This window comes from Pseudomonas sp. R28(2017) (assembly GCF_002112505.1).
Classification (GTDB): Bacteria; Pseudomonadota; Gammaproteobacteria; order Pseudomonadales; family Pseudomonadaceae; genus Aquipseudomonas.
In genome coordinates, this window is the sequence record NZ_NEHW01000002.1 from 232553 (window position 1) to 251743 (window position 19191).

16 protein-coding genes and 1 tRNA gene are annotated in these 19191 nt (G+C 64.3%); 11 read left to right on the forward strand and 6 right to left on the reverse strand.

From position 1 onward, the window contains the following. Window positions 1-37: 37 nt before the first annotated feature. The gene (locus CAF78_RS03855; protein ID WP_085674927.1) at window positions 38-1927 is read left to right on the forward strand and encodes a propionyl-CoA synthetase; all 1890 of its coding nucleotides are present in this window, start codon (window positions 38-40) and stop codon (window positions 1925-1927) included. Window positions 1928-2021: 94 nt separating this feature from the next. Here CAF78_RS03855 and zapE read toward each other — a convergent pair whose 3' ends face one another. Beyond that, entirely contained in the window at window positions 2022-3107 is a 1086-nt protein-coding gene (gene zapE, locus CAF78_RS03860) for a cell division protein ZapE (RefSeq protein WP_085674592.1), read from the reverse strand. A gap of 156 nt (window positions 3108-3263) precedes the next feature. Between zapE and CAF78_RS03865 the strand changes: the two genes are divergently transcribed. Further along, window positions 3264-3689, forward strand: a complete 426-nt coding sequence (locus CAF78_RS03865; protein WP_085674589.1) for a DUF1810 domain-containing protein — start codon at window positions 3264-3266, stop codon at window positions 3687-3689. Between the two features lies 1 nt (window position 3690). On the opposite strand, the gene CAF78_RS03870 is transcribed toward CAF78_RS03865, so the two are convergent. Continuing rightward, window positions 3691-3933 carry a hypothetical protein gene (locus CAF78_RS03870; RefSeq protein WP_085674586.1) on the reverse strand — a complete coding sequence of 81 codons (243 nt, stop codon included), beginning with the start codon at window positions 3931-3933 and terminating at the stop codon, window positions 3691-3693. 271 nt (window positions 3934-4204) lie between these two features. On the opposite strand from CAF78_RS03870, the gene CAF78_RS03875 reads away from it, so the two are divergent. After that, a tRNA-Gln gene (locus CAF78_RS03875) sits at window positions 4205-4279 on the forward strand. Between the two features lie 283 nt (window positions 4280-4562). On the opposite strand, the gene CAF78_RS03880 is transcribed toward CAF78_RS03875, so the two are convergent. Genes CAF78_RS03880 through CAF78_RS03890 form a run of 3 tightly spaced genes read right to left on the reverse strand, consistent with a single transcriptional unit; the run spans window position 4563 to window position 9690 of the window. Beyond that, window positions 4563-6950, reverse strand: coding sequence for a response regulator (locus CAF78_RS03880; protein ID WP_085674582.1), 2388 nt, complete (start codon window positions 6948-6950; stop codon window positions 4563-4565). 13 nt (window positions 6951-6963) lie between these two features. Next, window positions 6964-7425, reverse strand: coding sequence for a response regulator (locus CAF78_RS03885; RefSeq protein ID WP_085674579.1), 462 nt, complete (start codon window positions 7423-7425; stop codon window positions 6964-6966). 15 nt (window positions 7426-7440) lie between these two features. Further along, a complete protein-coding gene (locus tag CAF78_RS03890; RefSeq protein ID WP_085674576.1) occupies window positions 7441-9690 on the reverse strand; it encodes an ATP-binding protein in 2250 nt (749 codons plus the stop codon). Between the two features lie 270 nt (window positions 9691-9960). Here CAF78_RS03890 and CAF78_RS03895 point away from each other — a divergent pair, with 270 nt between their 5' ends. The 7 genes from CAF78_RS03895 (at window position 9961) to CAF78_RS03925 (ending at window position 16299) form a co-directional block, all read left to right on the forward strand. Beyond that, entirely contained in the window at window positions 9961-10488 is a 528-nt protein-coding gene (locus CAF78_RS03895; protein WP_085674573.1) for a spore coat U domain-containing protein, read from the forward strand. Window positions 10489-10518: 30 nt separating this feature from the next. Further along, window positions 10519-11055 carry a spore coat U domain-containing protein gene (locus CAF78_RS03900; RefSeq protein WP_085674570.1) on the forward strand — a complete coding sequence of 179 codons (537 nt, stop codon included), beginning with the start codon at window positions 10519-10521 and terminating at the stop codon, window positions 11053-11055. A 19-nt stretch (window positions 11056-11074) separates the two neighbouring features. After that, entirely contained in the window at window positions 11075-11608 is a 534-nt protein-coding gene (locus tag CAF78_RS03905; RefSeq protein WP_085674567.1) for a spore coat protein U domain-containing protein, read from the forward strand. Window positions 11609-11611: 3 nt separating this feature from the next. After that, window positions 11612-12115: a spore coat U domain-containing protein gene (locus tag CAF78_RS03910; RefSeq protein WP_085674564.1), complete on the forward strand. Its 504-nt coding sequence runs from the start codon at window positions 11612-11614 to the stop codon at window positions 12113-12115. 39 nt (window positions 12116-12154) lie between these two features. Further along, window positions 12155-12931, forward strand: coding sequence for a molecular chaperone (locus CAF78_RS03915; protein WP_085674561.1), 777 nt, complete (start codon window positions 12155-12157; stop codon window positions 12929-12931). Between the two features lie 165 nt (window positions 12932-13096). After that, entirely contained in the window at window positions 13097-15337 is a 2241-nt protein-coding gene (locus CAF78_RS03920; protein WP_256573844.1) for a fimbria/pilus outer membrane usher protein, read from the forward strand. Continuing rightward, window positions 15334-16299 (forward strand): spore coat U domain-containing protein, encoded by a 966-nt coding sequence (locus CAF78_RS03925; protein WP_085674556.1) that lies wholly within the window; start codon window positions 15334-15336, stop codon window positions 16297-16299. Before CAF78_RS03920 ends, CAF78_RS03925 begins: the two co-directional genes overlap by 4 nt. Before the next feature lie 118 nt (window positions 16300-16417). Here CAF78_RS03925 and CAF78_RS03930 read toward each other — a convergent pair whose 3' ends face one another. After that, the gene (locus tag CAF78_RS03930; RefSeq protein ID WP_085674553.1) at window positions 16418-17566 is read right to left on the reverse strand and encodes a M14-type cytosolic carboxypeptidase; all 1149 of its coding nucleotides are present in this window, start codon (window positions 17564-17566) and stop codon (window positions 16418-16420) included. Window positions 17567-17979: 413 nt separating this feature from the next. Between CAF78_RS03930 and CAF78_RS03935 the strand changes: the two genes are divergently transcribed. Further along, complete coding sequence (locus CAF78_RS03935) at window positions 17980-19191, forward strand: Bcr/CflA family efflux MFS transporter (RefSeq protein ID WP_085674550.1); 1212 nt, start codon at window positions 17980-17982, stop codon at window positions 19189-19191.

Sequence of the window (19191 nt, forward strand, 5' to 3'; positions counted from 1 at the left end):
GCCCTTCAATAACAACAAGTACCGGGTTGCCCTCGACATGACTTATCAGCACAGCTACGCCCACTCCATTGCCGACCCTGCCGCCTTCTGGGCCGAACAGGCCGATCATTTGGCCTGGTACCGCAAACCTTCCCTGACCCTGCAGGAAAACCCCGACGGCACCCACCAGTGGTTTGCCGATGGCCGCCTGAACAGTTGCTACCTGGCCCTTGATCGGCAAATCGAGCTGGGCCGTGGCGAGCAGACGGCGTTGCTCTACGACTCGCCCGTGACCGGCGTGCAGCAAGCGTTCACCTATGACCAGCTGCGCGACGAAGTAGCGCGCCTGGCCGGGCTGTTGCGCCAGTTGGGTGTGGGCAAAGGGGATGGGGTGATCATCTACATGCCGATGGTGCCCCAGGCAGCCATGGCCATGCTCGCCTGTGCGCGGATCGGTGCGGTGCATTCGGTGGTGTTCGGCGGTTTTGCCGCCAATGAGCTGGCCCTGCGGATCGACGATGCGCGGCCAACGCTGCTGCTGACGGCATCCTGCGGCCTGGAGTTCGACCGGGTGATCGAGTACAAGCCGCTGGTCGATCGTGCCCTGCAACTGGCCTGCCACCAGCCGCGTCATGTGCTGGTGCTGCAGCGGCCCCAGGCCCGCGCCGCGTTGCAGCCTGGCCGCGACCTGGACTGGCAGGAGGCGCTGGCGAGTGCCGAGCCGGTCCCCCCCGTGGCGCTGGCTGCCGCAGACCCGCTGTACATCATGTACACCTCTGGTACCACCGGCAAACCCAAGGGCATCGTCCGCGAAAACGGCGGTAACGCGGTCGCACTCTGTTATGCGATGCGGCACATCTATGGCATGCAGGCTGGCGATGTATGGTGGGGCATTTCCGATGTCGGCTGGGTCGTGGGCCATTCGCTGATCGTCTACGGGCCGCTGATGAGCGGCTGCACCACGGTGTTCTATGAGGGCAAGCCGATCCGCACGCCGGACGCCTCGGCGTACTGGCGGGTGGTCGAACAATACAAGGTCAACGCGTTGTTCTGCGCGCCGACTGCGATGCGTGCAATTCGCAAGGAAGACCCGGAGGGTGAGCTGATCCGCAAGCATGACCTGAGCTCGCTGCGCCAGCTGTTCCTGGCCGGGGAAAAGCTCGATACCAGCACCCATCAGTGGCTGGAGCGGGTCACAGGCAAACCGGTGCACGACCATTGGTGGCAGACCGAAACCGGCTGGCCGGTGACGGCGCCCTGCGTGGGCCTGGACGGCAGCGCGGCGCGGCCAGGTTCGAGCAACCGCGCGGTCCCGGGCTACCACGTGCGCGTGCTGGATGACGACGGGCACCTGCTGGGCCCTGACCAGCAAGGCGCCATTGTCATCGCCCTGCCGCTGCCGCCAGGCTGCAGCCAGACCTTGTGGGGCGACCATGAGCGCTACCTGCAGGCCTACCTGCAGACTTACCCGGGCTATTACCACACCGGTGACGGCGGCTACCTCGACGAAGAGGGCTTTGTCTACATCATGGGCCGCACCGATGACGTGATAAACGTCTCTGGGCACCGTCTGTCCACGGGCGAGATGGAAGACCTGGTCGCACGCCACCCGGCGGTGGCCGAGTGCGCGGTGATTGGTGTGCATGACGAGATCAAGGGCCAGGTGCCGTTGGCGCTGGTGGTGCTCAAGGATGGTGAGGGCATTGCCGAGGCGCAGTTGCTGGTGGATCTGGTGGGCAGTGTGCGTGAGGCGATCGGTGCGCTGGCATGCTTCAACCGGGTGCGCCTGGTGAAGCGCTTGCCCAAGACCCGCTCGGGGAAAATCCTGCGGGCGGTGCTGCGCAAGATTGCCGACGGGCAGGCTTATGTGCCGCCTTCGACCCTGGATGACCCGGCGGTGCTGGGGGAGATCGAGGCGGTGCTGGCGGACCTGCCCAGGGCTGGCTGATGGGTTGACCTGTTCCGGCCTCTTCGCGGCTAAAGCCGCTCCTATAAGGGCAGCGCTGTACCTGCAGGAGCGGCTTTAGCCGCGAAGAGGCCGATCAGGCAATAGCGTTATCAGGCCCGATCTGGTGCAACTGCCCCAACCGGCTACGGGTACGCATCAGGTCGGCCAGCGGCCCGCCGAGGCTTTCTTCCAGCGGCCGCCTGCCGATCACGGTCACTTGCCGATCCTGGTCATACAGCACATCCACCAGGTTGACGAAGCGCTGCTGCGCCGCCAGCGAGCATTCCGCCAGGTCATCCAGCCCATCGATGATCCACTCGTCGTACTGCCCGGCCAGTACCAGGTAGTCGATCACCGCCGTGGCCTTCTCGCAAAGGTCGTCAAAGGCCAGCAGTACCTGCCGGCCATCGATGGCCAGGGCGCGCAGCGGGCGTTTGTTCACCTCCAGCATCACCGGCTGCTCATCCGGCACCTTCAGCGCCTGGCGCTGCGCCGCAGTGCCCGGCCACACATAGTGCCCCTGGGTAAAGCGCTGGTGCTCGCGGTTGGCCGGCAGGCTGCGAAAATCGGTGTCGCCGCCGACTTCAAGCACATCCATCGCAGTGTTGATCAGGCGGATCACCGGCAGGAAACGTTCGTGGTACAGCGGGTTGGGCAGCAACCCTTCTGGCGCGTAGTTGGACGTCACCAGCAGGAAGATGCCGCGGGCGAACAGGGCATTGAACAGCCGGGTCAGCAGCATCGCATCGCCGATGTCATGCACATGGAATTCGTCGAAGCACAGCACCTGGCAGTCGCCCAGCAGCTCGTCGAGGGTCGCGCCCAGCGCATCGTCCAGCAGGCGGTGCTGGTGCATGCCCTGGTGCAGGCGGGCGAAAAAGTCGTGGAAGTGCAGGCGCCGCTTGGCTGCTACGGGTACTGCCTGGAAAAAGCCATCCAGCAGCCAGCTTTTGCCGCGGCCGACCGAGCCGTACAGGTAGAGGCTGCGAGGCTGCCCACCTTCCAGTTGCGCAAGCTGTGCGGCCATGCTGTCGATGACCCGGCGCTGGCCCTCACTGAGCTGATAGCCGCGGCTGCGCGCCTTGTCCTCGAACCAGCTGAGCAGCTCGCTCTGGTGGGGCGGCGCGCCGCGCAGGCGCTGGCCGAGCTGGCGCAGCGGGGAAGGGATCCAGGCAGACAAAAGCTGAGCTCCTTGGGCAAAGGCAGGGCAGCATGCAGCTTGCCCGAGGGCGGCCATTTTGACCAATAGATAAAGTGCCGGGCAATGATCGGCTGGCGAGATAGGTCGAGCGAACAGGCGTAGGCTAGGGGAAAACCAGACAGAGGAGGCGCGGGCATGCCTGCCGATTACGAGCTCGAGCGTTTCGTCGACGCACAGGACCGGGTATACGACCAGGTCATGCAGGAACTGCAGGCCGGGCGCAAGCGCAGCCACTGGATGTGGTACGTGTTCCCGCAGCTTGACGGCCTGGGCCACAGCATCATGGCCGAGCGCTATGCCTTGTCCGGCATCGACGAGGCTCGCGCCTATCTTGCTCATCCATTGCTGGGGCCAAGGCTGGAAGCCTGTGTGACCGCCCTCGTGCAGCACAGTGACAAGAGTGCCCGCGAGATCCTCGGCAGCCCCGACGACCTCAAGCTGCGCTCTTGCCTGACGCTGTTCAGCCAGGCCGCGCCAGGCAATCCACTGTTCCAGCTTGTCCTGCTGCAGTTCTACGGCGCTGAACCGGACGTGCGCACCCTGGCGCTGCTGGGGCGTTAGCTCAGGCCTTGCGCTGCAGCTGACGCTCGATCATGTACTTCACCGTCAACCTGCGCTCCTTGAGGTGGCGAAGGTCCTCGTCCTCGAAATTGCCTGCCGAAATCGATTCGGCGGCGAGCACCTGGTTGTCGATGTCCATGTACTCGTCGAGCAGGCGGTCGAGGGTCTTGTCCTGCTGGCGCCGCTGCTGAACGATTTCGCGCGGGTAGTGCAGGTCCTGGTAGAGGTCGTGGGAAACGGGCATGGGGTCCTCCTTGGTCAATGCAGTTCGCTTAACTGATTGGAAGGGAGGAATGCGATTGTGTTGAAGCGCAGCGGTGGAAAAACGACGGGTGGTCGCCCTGATGGCCCATGAAAATGGCTAGGGAACACTAACTTGCTGTTTTAAAGCATTTTTTTTCACGTAGGGGGTTCACAGACCGAAACTTTGTTGGTAAAGTGCCGCGCATTCCAAGACAACAACCCAGTTGTCACCTAGTTGGAATTGTCAGGGCAGCATCAGCTGCATCCGATACAGGGGCGTCGCCAAGCGGTAAGGCAGCAGGTTTTGATCCTGCCATGCGTTGGTTCGAATCCAGCCGCCCCTGCCATTTTCTCTCTTCAAATACCAAATTCCTTTTTCAGTGCAGATTAATGTCGGCGCTGGATTTTGCCGTTTCTGTTTCCTGCGCTGGCCTCTTCGCGGGCAAGCCCGCTCCCACAGGGTAAAGCGGCGCATGCTGAGGCTTTGTTCTCTGCGCGACAGCGCAGCCCAAAGGGCTGGGTGATCTCCCACAGGGAAATCACCGCCCTTGAGGGCAGTGCAGTACCTGTGGGAGCGGCGGTTCGGCGACCCGATTTACCCGCGAAGAGGCCAGGGCAGGTAAAGCAAATCTATCCAGCTACCCGCAGCAGTTCATTCAACACCCTGGCCAGCTCATCGGCCTGCACCGGCTTCTGCATCACCAGGCTCCCTGGCAATTCCAGCCCTTCCAGCTCCGCATACCCGGTCAGAAATACCACCGGCAAGCGCGGGTGCCGTTCGCGTGCCGCCAATGCCAGCTGCGCGCCGTTGAATTCCGGCATGGCAAAGTCGGTCAGCAGCAGGTCGATACCATCGTCCAGCAGTGCCAGCGCCTGCTCGCCGCTGTGCGCCTGGCGCACCTGGTAGCCATATTGGCGCAGTACGTCACCGAGCATGTCGCGCACCAGATGATCGTCATCCACCAGCAATACCGTGCGGTCCCGGCCACTGTCATCGATCGACAGGGGGGCGGGCGGCTGGGCAGGGTCGACGGCGACTTCCTGCTTCACCGCCGGCAGGTACACCGCCACCTGGGTGCCATGCCCTGGCTCGGTGTCGATGCGCACACCGCCACCGGACTGCTTGGCGAAGCCGAACACCTGGGCCAGGCCCAGGCCGGAGCCCTTGCCGATGTCCTTGGTGGTGAAGAACGGCTCGAACACCTTGGCCAGCACCTCTTCACTCATGCCGCAGCCGGTGTCGCGGATGCTCAGCATCACGTACTCGCCGGGCTCGGGGTCTTCCGGGCGCTGCGGGCGGGCCCTGATGCGTGTGTTGCGGGTCGACAGGGTCAGCTGGCCGCCTTCGGGCATGGCGTCGCGGGCGTTGATCGCCAGGTTGAGGATGATCATCTCGGTCTGGGTCGGGTCGGTCAGCGCCTGCCACAGGCTGTGGTCCAGGTCCAGGCGCACCAGGATGTTGCCGCCAAGGGTGCGGCGCAGCAGTTCTTCCAGGCCGGTGAGGGTACGGTTGAGGTTCAGCGGCACCGGCTCCAGGCGTTGGCGGCGGGAGAAGGCGAGCAGCTGCGAGGTCAGCTTGGCGCCGCGTTCACCGGCTTCGCGGATGTGCGTCAGGCGGCTGCGGGCCTTGTCCAGGTCTCCCTTGGCCAGGTCGCGCTCAAGGAAGCTGGCGCCGGTGAGGATGACCGTGAGCAGATTGTTGAAGTCGTGGGCGACCCCGGCGGTGAGCTGGCCGACGGCCTCCAGCCGCTGCATCTGCTGCAGCGCCGCCTCGATGCGTTCACGCTCGGTGATCTGCTCACGCAGGCGGGTATTGGCTTCGGCCAGGCCGAGGGCGGTTTCCCGCTCGCTGGTGATATCCCGCGCCACCACGTAAAGCAAGGTGTCTTCCGGCACCACCACCCACGACAACCAGCGCAACTGGCCGCTGGCGTGCTGGATGCGGCCGACGAAGCGTGCACTGGTGCGGCCGTGGGCGAGGGCGGCCAGCTCGGTGAGCAGGGCTTCCTGATCCGCCTCGGGTAGCAGATGCAGCAGCGAAGTCTGGCTCAGGCGCTCGCGGGAAAAGCCCAGGCTGGCCTCCCAGGCCGGGTTGAGGGCCACCGGGGTCAGGTCCTTGTTGAGCACCGCGAGCAAGTCCTGGGACAACTCCCAGGCACGGTCGCGCTCACGGGTACGGCGTTCGACCCGTTCGCCGAGCATCTCGTTGAGCTGCCTGAGCGCCTGGGTCGCCTGGCGCTGGGCATGGATGTCCTGCAGCACACCGGAAAACCGCGTGCACTGGCCGTCGACGAACTGGCACTGGCCGCTGCTGAGCAGCCAGCGCGGTTCCAGGCCGTTGGGCTGGGCGATGCGGAATTCGACCCGGTACAGCCCGTCGCTGTCCGGGCGCATGGCGTGCTCGACGGCCTCGCGTACCTTGGTCTGGTCTTCGGGGTAGATGCCGGCGTAGAACACCTGCATGTTCATCTCGGTCTCGACCGGCAGGCCGAACAAGGCCTTGCAGCGGTCGTCCCAGATCAGCTCGCCCTGTTGCGGGCGCAAATCCCAGGTGCCCATGCCGGCGGCATCGATGGCAATGCGCGCGCGTGCCTCGACATCGGCCAGGGCTTCCTCCGCACGGCGCCGGCGCTGGCGCTCCTGCACTTCGGTAAGGGCCCGGCGCACGGCCTTGGGCAACAGCGGCAGGTTCTTCTTCAGCACATAATCGGTGGCGCCCAGGCGGATCATTTCTACCGCATGTTCTTCGCCATAGATGCCCGAGAGAAAGATGAACGGCGTGTCGGGCGCCAGGCGCTGGGCGATGGCCAGCACGTCGGTGCCGGAAGAGCCGGGCAGCACGCAGTCGCACAGGATCAGGTCGAAACTGCCCTGGTGCAGCGCGTGCTCGAACCCGACGTGGTCGAACACCAGCTGCGACTGCACCTGCAACCCGCTGCGCTCCAGGCACATCAGGGTCAGCTCGGCGTCCATCGAGCTATCTTCGACCATCAATAATTTGAGCGGTGTCGGCAACATCTTTGCGCGGGCCTCAGTTGCTACCGCGCCGGTTCAGGCGCAGCGAGCCGGGTGGCGGCTCGTTGAGCACCGCCCAGAACACGCCCAGGTCGGAAATTGCGGCGACGAACTCCTTGAACTCCACGGGCTTGACCACGTAGGCATTGACCCCCAGTTCATAGGCGCGCAGCAGGTCAGGCTCTTCACGCGAAGAGGTCAACATCACCGTCGGGATGCTGCGCAGCTCTGCAGTGGCGCGTACTTCCTTGAGCACTTCCAGGCCGTCGACCTTGGGCAGCTTGAGATCCAGTAACAGGACCGCAGGATTGCCATCGTCGCGGTCGGCGTAAGCGTTGCGGCGCAGCAGGTAGTCGAGGGCGTCGGCGCCGTCGCGCAATACGATGACTTCATTGGCCAACTGGCTGCGTTCCAGGGCCAGGAGCGTCAACTCCAGGTCCCGGGGGTTGTCTTCGACCAGCAGGATGGGCTTGAGCATGGTGATACGGGTACCTCAGGTAGTTGTCGGGTGACGCGGCAGGGTGAAGTGGAAGCTGGCGCCCTGGTCGACCTGGCCTTCGGCCCAGACGCGCCCGTCATGGCGCTCGATGATCCGCCGCACGCTGGCCAGGCCGATCCCGGTGCCTTCGAACTCTTCCATGCGGTGCAGGCGCTGGAACACCCCGAACAGCTTGTTGGCGTAGGCCATGTCGAAGCCTACACCATTGTCGCGGATGTACACCTCGGTCTCACCCCGGTGCTGGTGGGCGCGGATCGTGATGTGGGCGGGTTCACGGCCACGGGTATATTTGATGGCATTGGCGATCAGGTTGTGCAAGGCCATGTTGATGAACGCCGGGTCGGCGATCACCTTCGGCAGCGGCGCGATGTCCCAGACGATTTCGCGGCCCTCGTAGTCGGGCGCCAGTTCCTGGCGGATGGCCTCGACCAACGCGTTGAGGTCGACATCCGACAGGCGCAGCGCCGAGCGGCCCATCTGCGAGAAATTGAGCAGGTTGTCGACCAGGCTACCGGCGAAACTTGCGGCCTCTTCGATGTGCTGGAGGAAGCGTCGGCCGCGCTCGCTCAGGCCGTGCCCTTCGATTTCGCCAAGCAGCTCGGAGTAGCCGGCGATGTGCCGCAGGGGCGCACGCAGGTCGTGGGACACACTGTAGGAAAAGGCTTCAAGTTCCTTGTTCGAGCGGCGCAGCTCGTTGGCCAGCTCTGCCAGCTCCTCGGCCTTGCGCAGCACGATACCCAGCACGGCCGTGCGCAGTTCGAACACACCCTCGATGAGCAGCGGGTCCCACGGTTTGCAGTAGCCGCTGATCTGTTCCTGCCAGCGATCAAAGCTGTGTCGAGGGTCGAGCGCACCGTGGGCGCCGATCTGCTTGTCGGGGCGCCCGGCCCAGTCGACCGTGCGCACTTGCTCGGGGCGGAACCACAGCAGGTAGTGCGAGTGGATCTGCGAGATGGCCACTGCCAGCACGCCGCCGGCATGGGCCGCCAGCTCTGGCAGCTCATCGATGTCACGGCGCAGATTGTCGCTGTGGAACACCGTCTCTTCGCCGCGTTGCTCCAGCCAGTGCACCAGGGCCGTGACCTGCGCCACAGGCGGGGTCTGGCCGATCAGGTCGCAGCGCTCGGCGGAGATGACCGCTGCACCGCTGGCCCCGGCGAACGCCAGCAGCACCTCGGGCAAATCGCGCAGGCCATCGCCGACGCTGTCGTGGTCGGCCATCGAGGAGATCATGCGCACGATGTGCTGGCGCAGGTCGAGCAGCTGGCGGGTCCTGGCGTGCGACTCGCGGCTCTCGATCTGCAGCGACAGCACGCTGGCCAGCAGTTCGCAGGCCGTGCGGGTGCGGAACTCGACCGCGCGCGGCTGGGCGTGGTGGCAGGAAATCAGGCCCCAGAGCTGGCCATCGACCACGATCGACAACGACATAGACGCCAGGGTGCCCATGTTGCGCATGTATTGCAGGTGCACCGGCGACACGCTGCGCAAGGCGACGAAACTCATGTCCAGGGGCTTGCCCGTGCGCGGATTGACGGCTGGGTGCAGGGGGGACGGCTGGTAATTGGCATCCTCGATCACGCGGATGCGGTTGACGCGGTACAGGTCGCGGGCCTGGCGCGGGATGTCGGCAGCGGGAAAGCGCAGGCCCAGGTAACGCGGGTAACCGGCATCGGCCAGCTCGGCGAGCACCTCGCCATTGCCTTCGGCGTCGAAGCGGTAGGCCTTGACCCGGCCGAAGCCGGTGATGCGCTTGACCTGGACCACGCACTGCTGCAACAGCTCTTCAAGGCTGTCGGCATTGTGCAGGCTGCTGACGAAGCCGCGCACCAGCGGGTAGTAGTCGCCCTGCTCGGCCAGGTCCGCAGGCAGGCGGAAGGGCTCGAATTCGGCGATCAGCACCTGGTCGTGGCGGTGCGTCAGCAGGCGCAGCGTGCCCGTGCAGGGCGCCCCCTGGCGCAGGCGTACGTCACCGATATGGAACGGGAAGGCTTCGTCACTGGGCAGGCGTTCGAGCTGGGCGCGCAGGTCGAAGCTTTCGCTGACCACATCGGCGAAGGTGCAGCCGATCAGCTCTGTGGCGGGTACGCCCAGCCAGCGTTCGACGTTCTCGCTGGCCTGCAGGATGCGCAGGTCGTGTTCATCCAGCACCAGCATGAAGCCGTGTGGCTGGATGCTGCCGGGTATCTGGATCGGCTCCTCGGCGCAGCGCTCCACGGCGGCGGCGAGCGCGTTGTCTGCAGTCATCAATGGAAAGGCTCCTGTGATGTTCTTCCATGCATGCCGCATGCGTCTGGTGCCGGCTGTCGGCTACCGAACACCGTAACAGAATGTCGATCGCTTTGCCGGCCCATGGCCATTGGAGGCGTGGGATGCCCAGGGGTTCGCCTGGGTTGGTAAATTTCTTGCCGGTTCGCTAGCGCTTTGTCGTTATCACAAAAGAATGGCACCCCGCCATCACGGTTCTGCCACCTGCTGCTACGCTCAACGTCACAAGAGAGGAACAAGGAACATCCAGTGACGGAACGCTTTGTGGCCGCGCTGTTTGGCCTGTTGTTGAGCGGCAGTGCCGTAGCAGCGGACTTCCTGGTCGAGGTGCGGGTGCTGGTGCAGCGTGGTTGCATGCTGGTCACCCAGCAGCGTGATGCGGGCGCCCAGGCCCTGGGTCGGATCGACCTGGGCGCGGCTGCGCGTCTGGACGGCCCGGATGCGCCGTTGAGTGGCGTATTGCTCAGCCAGCGCCCGCCACGCCTCGAATGCAACCCCGACACGCCGTATCAGGTGCGTGTCGACGGCGGCCAGCACGGTGGTGTCGGCGAACTGCGTTTTCTCGCCAGCGATGACGGCAAGGCCAGGCCGATTCCTTATCGCCTGTTCCGGGATGCTGCATGGCGTGAGCCGGTGGTTGTCGGTGAGCCGCATGCCGCACGGGTGCCGGACAGCGGCTCGGTTGACCTGCCGCTGTACGCCCGGATCGACAAGCTGGCCTGGGTGCCCCGCGCCGGGTATTACGCCGACCTGGTCAAAATCACGGTCACCTGGTAGCGAGGCCGCCATGCACAAGGACGTCACGCCATGAACCGCACATCGATCCTGCTGCTCAGCCTCGGCCCGCTGCTGTTGCCCAGTGGCGCGGTGCATGGCACCACCACCGGGTTCATCCAGGCGCGCCTGGTGATCAGCGCCGCCTGCCAGATCAACAGCGGCGACCAACCGCCCGCCACCTTGGGCAACCCTGGCCTGATGGACTTCGGCGAGCGCGGTCCGAACTGGGACACGCCACTGCGCACCCGGGTCGACGAGGCGGGCGGCGAGGGCAGCCTGCAGATCAGCTGCACGCCCGAAGTGCGTGCATTCAACGTGCGCATCAACGGTGGCCTGAATGGCGACGATGGTGTGCGCCGGCTGAGCAACGGCCGCGAGATGATCCCTTATCAACTGGCGGTCGACCCGGGCGGCAACAGCCGCTACGGCATCGGCCAGGCCCGAGCCTTCACCATCAGCAGTACTGCGCAGATTCCCATCCCCATCTACGGCGTGGTCGTGGCGCAACCGCGCGCGCTGCCGGCCGGGCTGTACCGCGACACCCTGAGAGTGACCCTGGACTGGTAAACGACGCAAGGAGATTCCGATGCGAACGACTTTCACCCGTTGCATGCTCGCCGGCCTCGGCCTGGCCATGGCAGCTCACGCCCAGGCCGCCACGGTGACCGGGACCATCACTTCGACCCTGACCCTGTCTTCGGCGTGCCAGGTCAACGGCAGCGGCGGCACCACTGGGCTGAACTTCGGTACCCTGAACTTCGGCACCCAGGAGGCCCTGTTCACCACGGCCAACGCCCAGGTGCTGGGCGGTGGCGGTGGCGCCATGAGCATCCTCTGCTCGGCCGGCACGGTACCGGCGATCCGCGTGCGCGCCGGGTCCCACGACGGCCAGTCGGCTGGCGGCACGCGTGCGCTGGCCGACGGCGCCGGCAATTTCGTGCCGTATGACTTCTACACCGATGCCGGGCACACCACGCTGCTGGCGATTGACGGCACCATCACCCTGCCGACCAGTACCGGCGTGGCGCAGACCGTCAACCTGTATGGCCAGGCGCGTGGCAAGGCTGGCCTGCCGGCCGGGACGTACACCGACACGGTGGCTGTCGAGTTGTCGTTCTGAGCCATGCGCAACGGGCTCGGCGGGTGCCTGATCGGCGCTGGCATGCTGCTGGTCGCACCCCTCGATGCGGCGACCACCAGCACCTTCCAGGTGAGCGCGCAGATTGTCGCTGGCTGCCTGGTGGTAGGGGGCGTGACCAGCTATGGCGCGCTGAACTACGGCACCCAGTCGGCGCTGTCCACCGGCATTCTCAGTACCTCGCTGGGCGGCACCACGGTGACCTTCCAGTGCACCCCGGGTGTGGCCTTGAGCATGAGCCTGGACGGTGGCCAGAACAGCGCCAGCGGTACGCGCAACCTCAAGCGCGGCGGGGGTACCCAGGTGCTTGCCTATCAGTTGTACCAGGACGCGGCCTACAGCCAGGTCCTGGGCATCGGCCAGAGCGTGACGGTGAGCTACACCGACGCCACGGCCATCAAGTTGCCGGTGTATGGCCGTACCCAGTTGCCCGGCAACCTGCCGGCCGGGACCTACACCGATGTCGTGCAAGTGACGGTGACCTGGTGAACGCACCGGCACACAGAAAAATACATTAAGGAGAGTTGCATGGGGGCATGCGCGAAGTGGGCGCACGGTTTGATCGGGCTGACACTGCTGGCGAGCGTCCCGGCCGGGGCGGCCACCTCGGTGCTGATCTGGCCGATCGACCCCGTACTGGAGGCTGACCAGAAGGCCGGCGCACTGTGGCTGGAAAACCGCGGCACGGCCCCGGCCAGCTTGCAGGTGCGGGTGTTCGCCTGGCGCCAGGGCGACTACCAGGAACAGTTCCAGGCCCAACGCGAAATCATCGGCAGCCCGCCGGTGGCCAACATTCCCCCCGGGCAGAAGCAACTGATCCGCCTGACCCGCACTGGCAGCTCGCCGGTCGGCCAGGAGCAGGCCTACCGCATCATCATCGACGAAATCCCCTCGCCATTGCCGGCAGATACCGGCAGCCAGGGCACCACGGCGGCGATCCGCCTGCAGATGCGCTATTCGGTGCCGCTGTTCGTCTATGGCGAAGGGCTGTGGGGCAAGGCCGACCCGCAAGGCAAGCGCAGTGCCGACGGCGTCGGCAAGCCGCAACTCAGCTGGCGCCCGGTGACGGTGCAGGGCAAGCCCTATGTGGAAATGCGCAATACCGGCCCGGTGCATGCGCGCCTGACCGATGTGGTGGTGCAACAGGGTGGCCAGGCCAAGCCATTGGCCGAAGGCTTGCTCGGCTATGTGTTGCCCGGTGCCAGCATGCGCTGGCCGGCACCGGTGGCGCCGAACGCTGGCAGCGTGATCAAGGGGAGGGTGAACGGCCAGGAAGCGGCCGAAGCGATCCGGCAAGGGCAATGAGCCCGCCGCTGAATGAGGGGCAAAGGCCATGGAGGACCTGGCAATGGTCGGAATCCGTGTGTGAGAGGGCTGTCGCGGGCTTCGCGCCGCTGGTGCCTGGGACTGACCTTGTGCGGCCCCTGCCTTGTGCTGGCCGACGACCTGCCGCCGCCGCCCAGCGAGTCAATGGCCATCGCCGACGCCACGCTGTACCTCGACCTGCTGGTGAACCAGATGCCCAGGGCTGAGCTGGTGCCGGTGCAGCAGCGGGCCGGGCGCTTGTTCCTGGACAGCGAAGTGCTGCGCGGTCTGGGCGTCAAGTTGCCAGGCGACCCGCGAGGTGAAGTGGCACTGGACGATGTGGCGGGCTTGCACGCCGATTACGACAGCCAGAACCAGCGCCTGCTGCTGCAAGTACCCCCGGCCTGGCTGCCGGACCAGCAGGTCGGCGACCGCGGCCTGTACCCTGCCAGCGAGGCGCGCAGCAGTTTCGGCGCCTTGTTCAACTACGACCTGTACCTGAACGACACCGATGATGGCGGCTCCTACCTGGCGGCCTGGAACGAGCTGCGCCTGTTCGACAGCTGGGGCACGTTCTCGAGCACCGGCCAGTGGCGCCAGTCGTTCAATGGTGCGCAGCGCGATGACAGCCGCCAGGGCTTCCTGCGCTACGACACCACCTGGCGGTTCACTGACGAGCAACGCCTGCTGACCTACGAGGCCGGCGACTTCGTTACCGGGGCCTTGCCTTGGACCGGCTCGGTGCGGGTCGGCGGCCTTCAGCTGTCGCGTGACTTTGGCGCACGTCCCGACCTGGTGACCTACCCCTTGCCGGCGTTTGCCGGCGAAGCGGCAGTGCCAACTTCGCTGGACCTGTTCATCAACGGCTACAAATCCAGTACCACCGAACTGCAGCCAGGCCCGTACACCCTGACCAACGTGCCATTCATCAACGGTGCCGGCGAGGCGGTGGTGGTGACCACCGACGCCCTTGGCCGGCAGGTGTCCACCACCTTGCCGTTCTACGTCACCAGCAGCCTGCTGCAAAAGGGCCTGTCGGACTTTTCGGTGGCCGCCGGCAGCCTGCGCCGCGACTATGCCGTGGAAGATTTCAGCTACGGTCCCGGTGTGGCCTCGGCCAGCCTGCGCCACGGCATCAGCGACGACTTCACCCTGGAGACCCATGCTGAGACTGCCGAATCGCTGCTGCTGGGTGGCCTGGGCGGCAACATGCGCCTGGGCACGTTCGGCGTGCTCAATGCGGCCTTGGCGCAGAGCCAGTTCGAAGGCGAGAAGGGCCACCAGGTCGCCCTCGGCTACCAGTACAACAGCCAGCGTTTCGGCTTCAACTATCAGCGCCTGCAGCGTCACGGCGAGTATGCCGACCTGACCCGGGTCGACACGCCCGACATGCAGCTGAGCCAGCGTAGCGAGCAGGTGACCCTGAGCGTCAACCTCAACCAGTACGGCAGCCTGGGCGCCGGCTATTTCGATGTACGCGCCGGCGACGGCAGCCGCACCCGGCTCATCAACCTGAGCTGGAGCAAGCCGCTGTGGGGCAACAGCAGCCTGTACCTGTCGGCCAACCGTGAGGTCGGCGACAGCAACTGGGCGGTGCAGGCACAGGTGGTGATGCCGTTCGACTTCGGCAGCACCCTGGCGGTGAGCAGCGAACGCAGCAAGGACGGCGAGAGCCTGCAACGGGTCAACTACAGCCGCGCCGTGCCGGTGGGCGGCGGCGTCGGCTACAACCTGGGCTATGCCGGCGGCGGCGACCGCGATGCCTACCAACAGGCCGACGTGACCTGGCGCCTGCAGTCGGTGCAGTTGCAGGCTGGCGTGTACGGCAGCAGCGGCGAGATGACCCGCTGGGCCGACGCCAGTGGCTCGCTGGTGTGGATGGATTCCGGCGTCTACGCCGCCAACCGCATCGACGACGCCTTCGTGGTGGTCAGCACCAGCGGCTACGCCGACGTGCCGGTGCGCTACGAAAACCAGGAAATCGGCCGCACCGACCGCAGCGGCCACTTGCTGGTGCCGTACAGCAGCGGCTACTACCGCGGCAAATATGAAATCGACCCGATGAACTTGCCGCCTGATGTGCTGGCGGCGGAGGTCGAGCAGCGCGTGGCAGTGCGCCGTGGCAGCGGCTACCTGCTGGAGTTCCCGCTCAAGCGGGTGCTGGCGGCGAGCATCGAACTGGTCGACGCCAATCAGCAGCCATTGAAGCTCGGTAGCCAGGTCACCCATCAGGAAAGCGGCAGCCAGGCCGTGGTGGGCTGGGATGGGCTGGTGTACCTGGAGAACCTCTCGCCACATAACCGCCTGCAAGTCATGGTGGAAGGAGGCGGGCAATGCCAGGTCGAATTCGATATGCCCGATGCCCAAGGGACCGTCCCGCTGATCGGCCCACTGGTGTGCCGATGAGGCGCCTGGTGTGTGGCCTTCTACTGTTGCTGCTGCCGGCAGGTTGCACCTGGGCGTTGTGCTCGTCGGTGGCAACCACGCCGGCGGCATTCGGCGCGATCAACTCGACCCTGGTGCGTACCACGGTACAGAGCGCTTCGAGCACCAATTCCGGGCTGCAATGCACCGGTTCGCTGCTGAGCCTGCTCACCTCCACCGACCACTTCTATGTGACCATTACCTCAAGCAGCACCGGACTGGTTGGCCCGACGGGCGACGTCATACCGTACACCGTGTATGGCGACGCGACGACCAACTACCCGGTTGCCCGTGGCGTTGCCTACGACTTCGCCCGCACCGGCATCCTCGATCTGCTGGGATTACTCGGCGGTACCACGCCCAAGGCAGTGCCGCTCTATTTTCGCACTCAGGTCGGCAGCAACGTCGCGGCAGGGGTCTACCAGGAAACCCTGAACGTGGCCTGGAACTGGAACTACTGCTCGGGGATCGGCATCGGTTCCATCTGCCTCGGGCGTGATATCGGCAGCGGCACGCAGACGCTACTGGTGACGATGACCGTGACCAACGACTGCCAGATCACCACGCCCAGCATCAGCTTCGGCAGTGCGCCGGTGGTGGCCGGGTTCGGCACGGTGAGCCAGAGCGTGACCTTGTCGTGCACCAAGGGCAGCGCCTACACGGTGGGCTTGAATGATGGGGAGAACGTGTCGGGCGGGCGGCGGCGGATGAAGTCTGCGGCCGGCAACTTCCTGGCCTACGAAATCTTCAAGAGTGCCGGTGCCGTGCGCTGGGGCTCGCTGACCACCGCCCGGCGCTCGAGCAGCGATGCCGATGTGAACCCCGGCAACGGCACCGGGACGGGTAGCCAGGTGTTCAACTACAACGCCAAGGTCTACACCGACCAGGCCACGCCGCCAGCGGCGAGTTACCTCGACAATGTGATCCTGGATGTGCAGTTCTGACAGTGCAATCCTGTATCGGCCCTTTCGCGGGCAAGCCCGCTCCCACAGGGATTGCACAATGTTCGAGGCTGTGGCGATCCTGTGGGAGCGGGCTTGCCCGCGAAGAGGCCGGACCTGCTCAGCGCAAGTCGTCGACCATCTTCAGCAAGGTCTCCAGCACCGCCCCGGCCAACGCCTTGGACCGCGCCCCCGACCACTCGGCCACTGGCTCCGGCGCATCGTCATGGTCCTTGAACGGCATCTCCAGGGTCAGCGACAGGCAGTCATACGCCATCCCCACCGCATTGCACGCCAGCGTGGTATTCGCCTGGCCTGGTTCGTCCCGCGTGTAGCCATGCACCGTCTGGAAGTCTTTGGTCACACTGCACAAAGTCGTGCGGAACTGTTCTTCCAGCTTCGCCAGCCGCGGCGTATACCCCGGGTTGCCTTCACAGGCTGCCGTGAACACATGGGGGATTTCCTCATCCCCATGCACATCGATGAACGCATCCACCCCGTACTGCTTCATCTGCGCCTGGGCAAAGAACACCTCCGGGCTGAGTTCGACACTGGCATCCTGCCAGGCCCGGTTCAGGTCCTTGCCCTTGAAGTTGGTGCGCAGGTGGCCAAGGAAGGCACCGTCCGGGTTCATGTTCGGAATCAGGTACAGGTCGGCCTTTTCCAGCAGTTTCTGAACCGTCGGGTCATTGCCTTGCAGCCGGTCGATCACCCCTTCCATGAACCACTCGGCCATGTGCTCGCCGGGGTGTTGCTGGGCGATCAGCCACAGCTTGCGCTTGCCCGCAGCGCCATCGCCGGCACGCAGCAGCGGAATATCCCGGCCTTGCACGCTGCGCCCGTGGGCCAGCAACTCGACGCCCGGGATTTGCTGGGCGCGTTCGATCAGCTGGTTGTGGCGCGCGCGGGGGTAGGGCTCGAAGTAGGCGAACCAGACTTGCTCCTGCTCGGCCTTGAGTTCGAACGACAGCGCCTTGCCATCGAACTGGCTCGGCACGCGGAACCAGCGCTGCTGGTCGTAGGAGGCCACGGCGTTGTAGCCGCTCCAGGCATTCTTGTAGGAAGACTCGCTGGCGTTGTCCAGGCTGAAGCGATGGACCTGACCCGGCGTGAGGCCGCTGACCTTGAAGTGGAACCACTGGAAGTGGCCGCTATTTGTGTCCGGGCGGATGGCCAGGCGCACCTGGGCCGGGTTGCTGGCATCCAGGACCTGGATGTTGCCGGAATCGAAATCGCAGTCGATTTGCAGGGGGGACAGCGTCACGGTCATGGGCGGGCTCCTTGGGATTTGTTGTGGGGGTACTGTACACCGCTTGAGAGGGAGTGTGCGGGTGAGAAGGCAAGGTCGCGTGTGTCGATCGCGATGATTAGTTGCTCTGCAACTTGAAATTTCAGGTTTGACTAGATGGAGAATAACTAGAAATGCCATGTTGCAAGGTTGTTCAGCTGCATGGTTTGAGTTGTTCGATTTTTTGAGAGTTTTGGTTTTTACAGCGAGTATTAGGCTCAAAAAGTCGGGGTGCTGGAAATTTCCTACAAAATATTATGAACTCTCCTTCAATGCTTCAGCTTGTGCATCTTGCGATAGTGGCTAATTATCGGTGCTCTGGAATAGGGCGGCACTCAATGGGGATGTTATTTCGAACATATCCTTTTTGTCGATTGAAAATGAGGGTTGGATCGATGAATAGACGAGACGTTTCGCAGTCCACTCGCTGTTATGTTTTATTGCTCCTCCTCATCAGTCTTCTGGGCGTGTTTCCGCTCGATGTGATTTTGCCCTCTGTGCCTTTGTTGGCCCGGGATTTTCGTGTCGATGCGCAGTACATTGCATATTCGATCAGCCTGTTCGCTGTCGGTGTCGCCATTTCGCAAACCATCATCGGTCCGCTTTCTGACCGAATGGGGCGAAAGCGTCTGCTGATTGCTGGTCTGGTGGTTTCCGTTGTAGGTGCGGCGGGGTGCATCCTCGCAACAAGTTACGAAGGTTTCATGGTTTCCCGTCTTCTACAGGCGGTGGGATGCGGGTGCTTCGTGCTTAGTCAGGCCCTGGTGCAGGATAGGTTCAGTGACCAGCAGCGCAATGCGATGCGTATCCTGATGACCAGCGCAAGTGGCTTGTTTATTTCTTTGTCACCGCTTGCAGGCAGCGTGCTCCAGGAGTATTTCGGTTGGGCAGGCAGCTTTCAGGTGTTTGTGGTGCTAGCCGTTGTTGTACTGGTGCTTTCCTTGAAGTTGCTGCAAGAGAAACCGACATCACGAGGCAGTGCAGAGGTATTGAGTAGTTATCAGGTTTTGCTCAGGGACCGCGCGTTTCTCATCAGCTCGCTTTTTTCTTGCTTGGCGTTCGCCTGCCATTTTTCATTTGTGGTCGTCTCCCCACTGTTGCTCATCGAGCAACTGGGCCTGACGGAGTTCGCCTTCTCCATGGTATTTCTCGGGTATGGGCTGGCGTACCTGATCGGCGGCTTCATTGCGAGCTGGCTGAATTGCCGCATCGGGATGCAGGCGCAGGTTGGTTGGGGATTCGCGCTCATCGGTTTGGCTGGGGTTGCTCTATGCCTGGTTGTGATCGTGCATGAGCTTGGAGTTTTCAGCCTTCTGTTTCCATTGGTGCTCTGTACCATCGGTACAACCGTCGTTCGGCCAGCTGCAACAACTCATGCGCTGGGCCGGCACCCAGAGCGGGCAGGTGCTGCGGCCTCGCTAAACAATACGATGTTGTTTGCATTCGGCGGGGGCGCCAGCATGCTGGTGGCATCTGTCAGGAGCAGCTTGCCAATGAGTCTGGCGCTGGGCTTTATTGCCTCCAGCCTTGCAGGCTGGTATTTGCTCGTCTATCTAAAAGGTTTGGAGCGCAAGTCGCGGGAAGCTACGTCGCCAATTGGTCTGTGA

Bases quoted from the DNA above. Each gene is read 5' to 3' on its own strand.
- CAF78_RS03930 (WP_085674553.1), bottom strand. From the start codon at position 17,566: ATGACCGTGACGCTGTCCCCCCTGCAAATCGACTGCGATTTCGATTCC.
- CAF78_RS03915 (WP_085674561.1), top strand. From the start codon at position 12,155: ATGGGGGCATGCGCGAAGTGGGCGCACGGTTTGATCGGGCTGACACTG.
- CAF78_RS03880 (WP_085674582.1), bottom strand. From the start codon at position 6,950: ATGTTGCCGACACCGCTCAAATTATTGATGGTCGAAGATAGCTCGATG.
- CAF78_RS03935 (WP_085674550.1), top strand. From the start codon at position 17,980: ATGAATAGACGAGACGTTTCGCAGTCCACTCGCTGTTATGTTTTATTG.
- CAF78_RS03870 (WP_085674586.1), bottom strand. From the start codon at position 3,933: ATGCCCGTTTCCCACGACCTCTACCAGGACCTGCACTACCCGCGCGAA.
- CAF78_RS03910 (WP_085674564.1), top strand. From the start codon at position 11,612: ATGCGCAACGGGCTCGGCGGGTGCCTGATCGGCGCTGGCATGCTGCTG.
- CAF78_RS03900 (WP_085674570.1), top strand. From the start codon at position 10,519: ATGAACCGCACATCGATCCTGCTGCTCAGCCTCGGCCCGCTGCTGTTG.
- CAF78_RS03925 (WP_085674556.1), top strand. From the start codon at position 15,334: ATGAGGCGCCTGGTGTGTGGCCTTCTACTGTTGCTGCTGCCGGCAGGT.
- CAF78_RS03905 (WP_085674567.1), top strand. From the start codon at position 11,075: ATGCGAACGACTTTCACCCGTTGCATGCTCGCCGGCCTCGGCCTGGCC.
- CAF78_RS03865 (WP_085674589.1), top strand. From the start codon at position 3,264: ATGCCTGCCGATTACGAGCTCGAGCGTTTCGTCGACGCACAGGACCGG.
- CAF78_RS03890 (WP_085674576.1), bottom strand. From the start codon at position 9,690: ATGACTGCAGACAACGCGCTCGCCGCCGCCGTGGAGCGCTGCGCCGAG.
- CAF78_RS03885 (WP_085674579.1), bottom strand. From the start codon at position 7,425: ATGCTCAAGCCCATCCTGCTGGTCGAAGACAACCCCCGGGACCTGGAG.
- CAF78_RS03920 (WP_256573844.1), top strand. From the start codon at position 13,097: ATGGCCATCGCCGACGCCACGCTGTACCTCGACCTGCTGGTGAACCAG.
- CAF78_RS03855 (WP_085674927.1), top strand. From the start codon at position 38: ATGACTTATCAGCACAGCTACGCCCACTCCATTGCCGACCCTGCCGCC.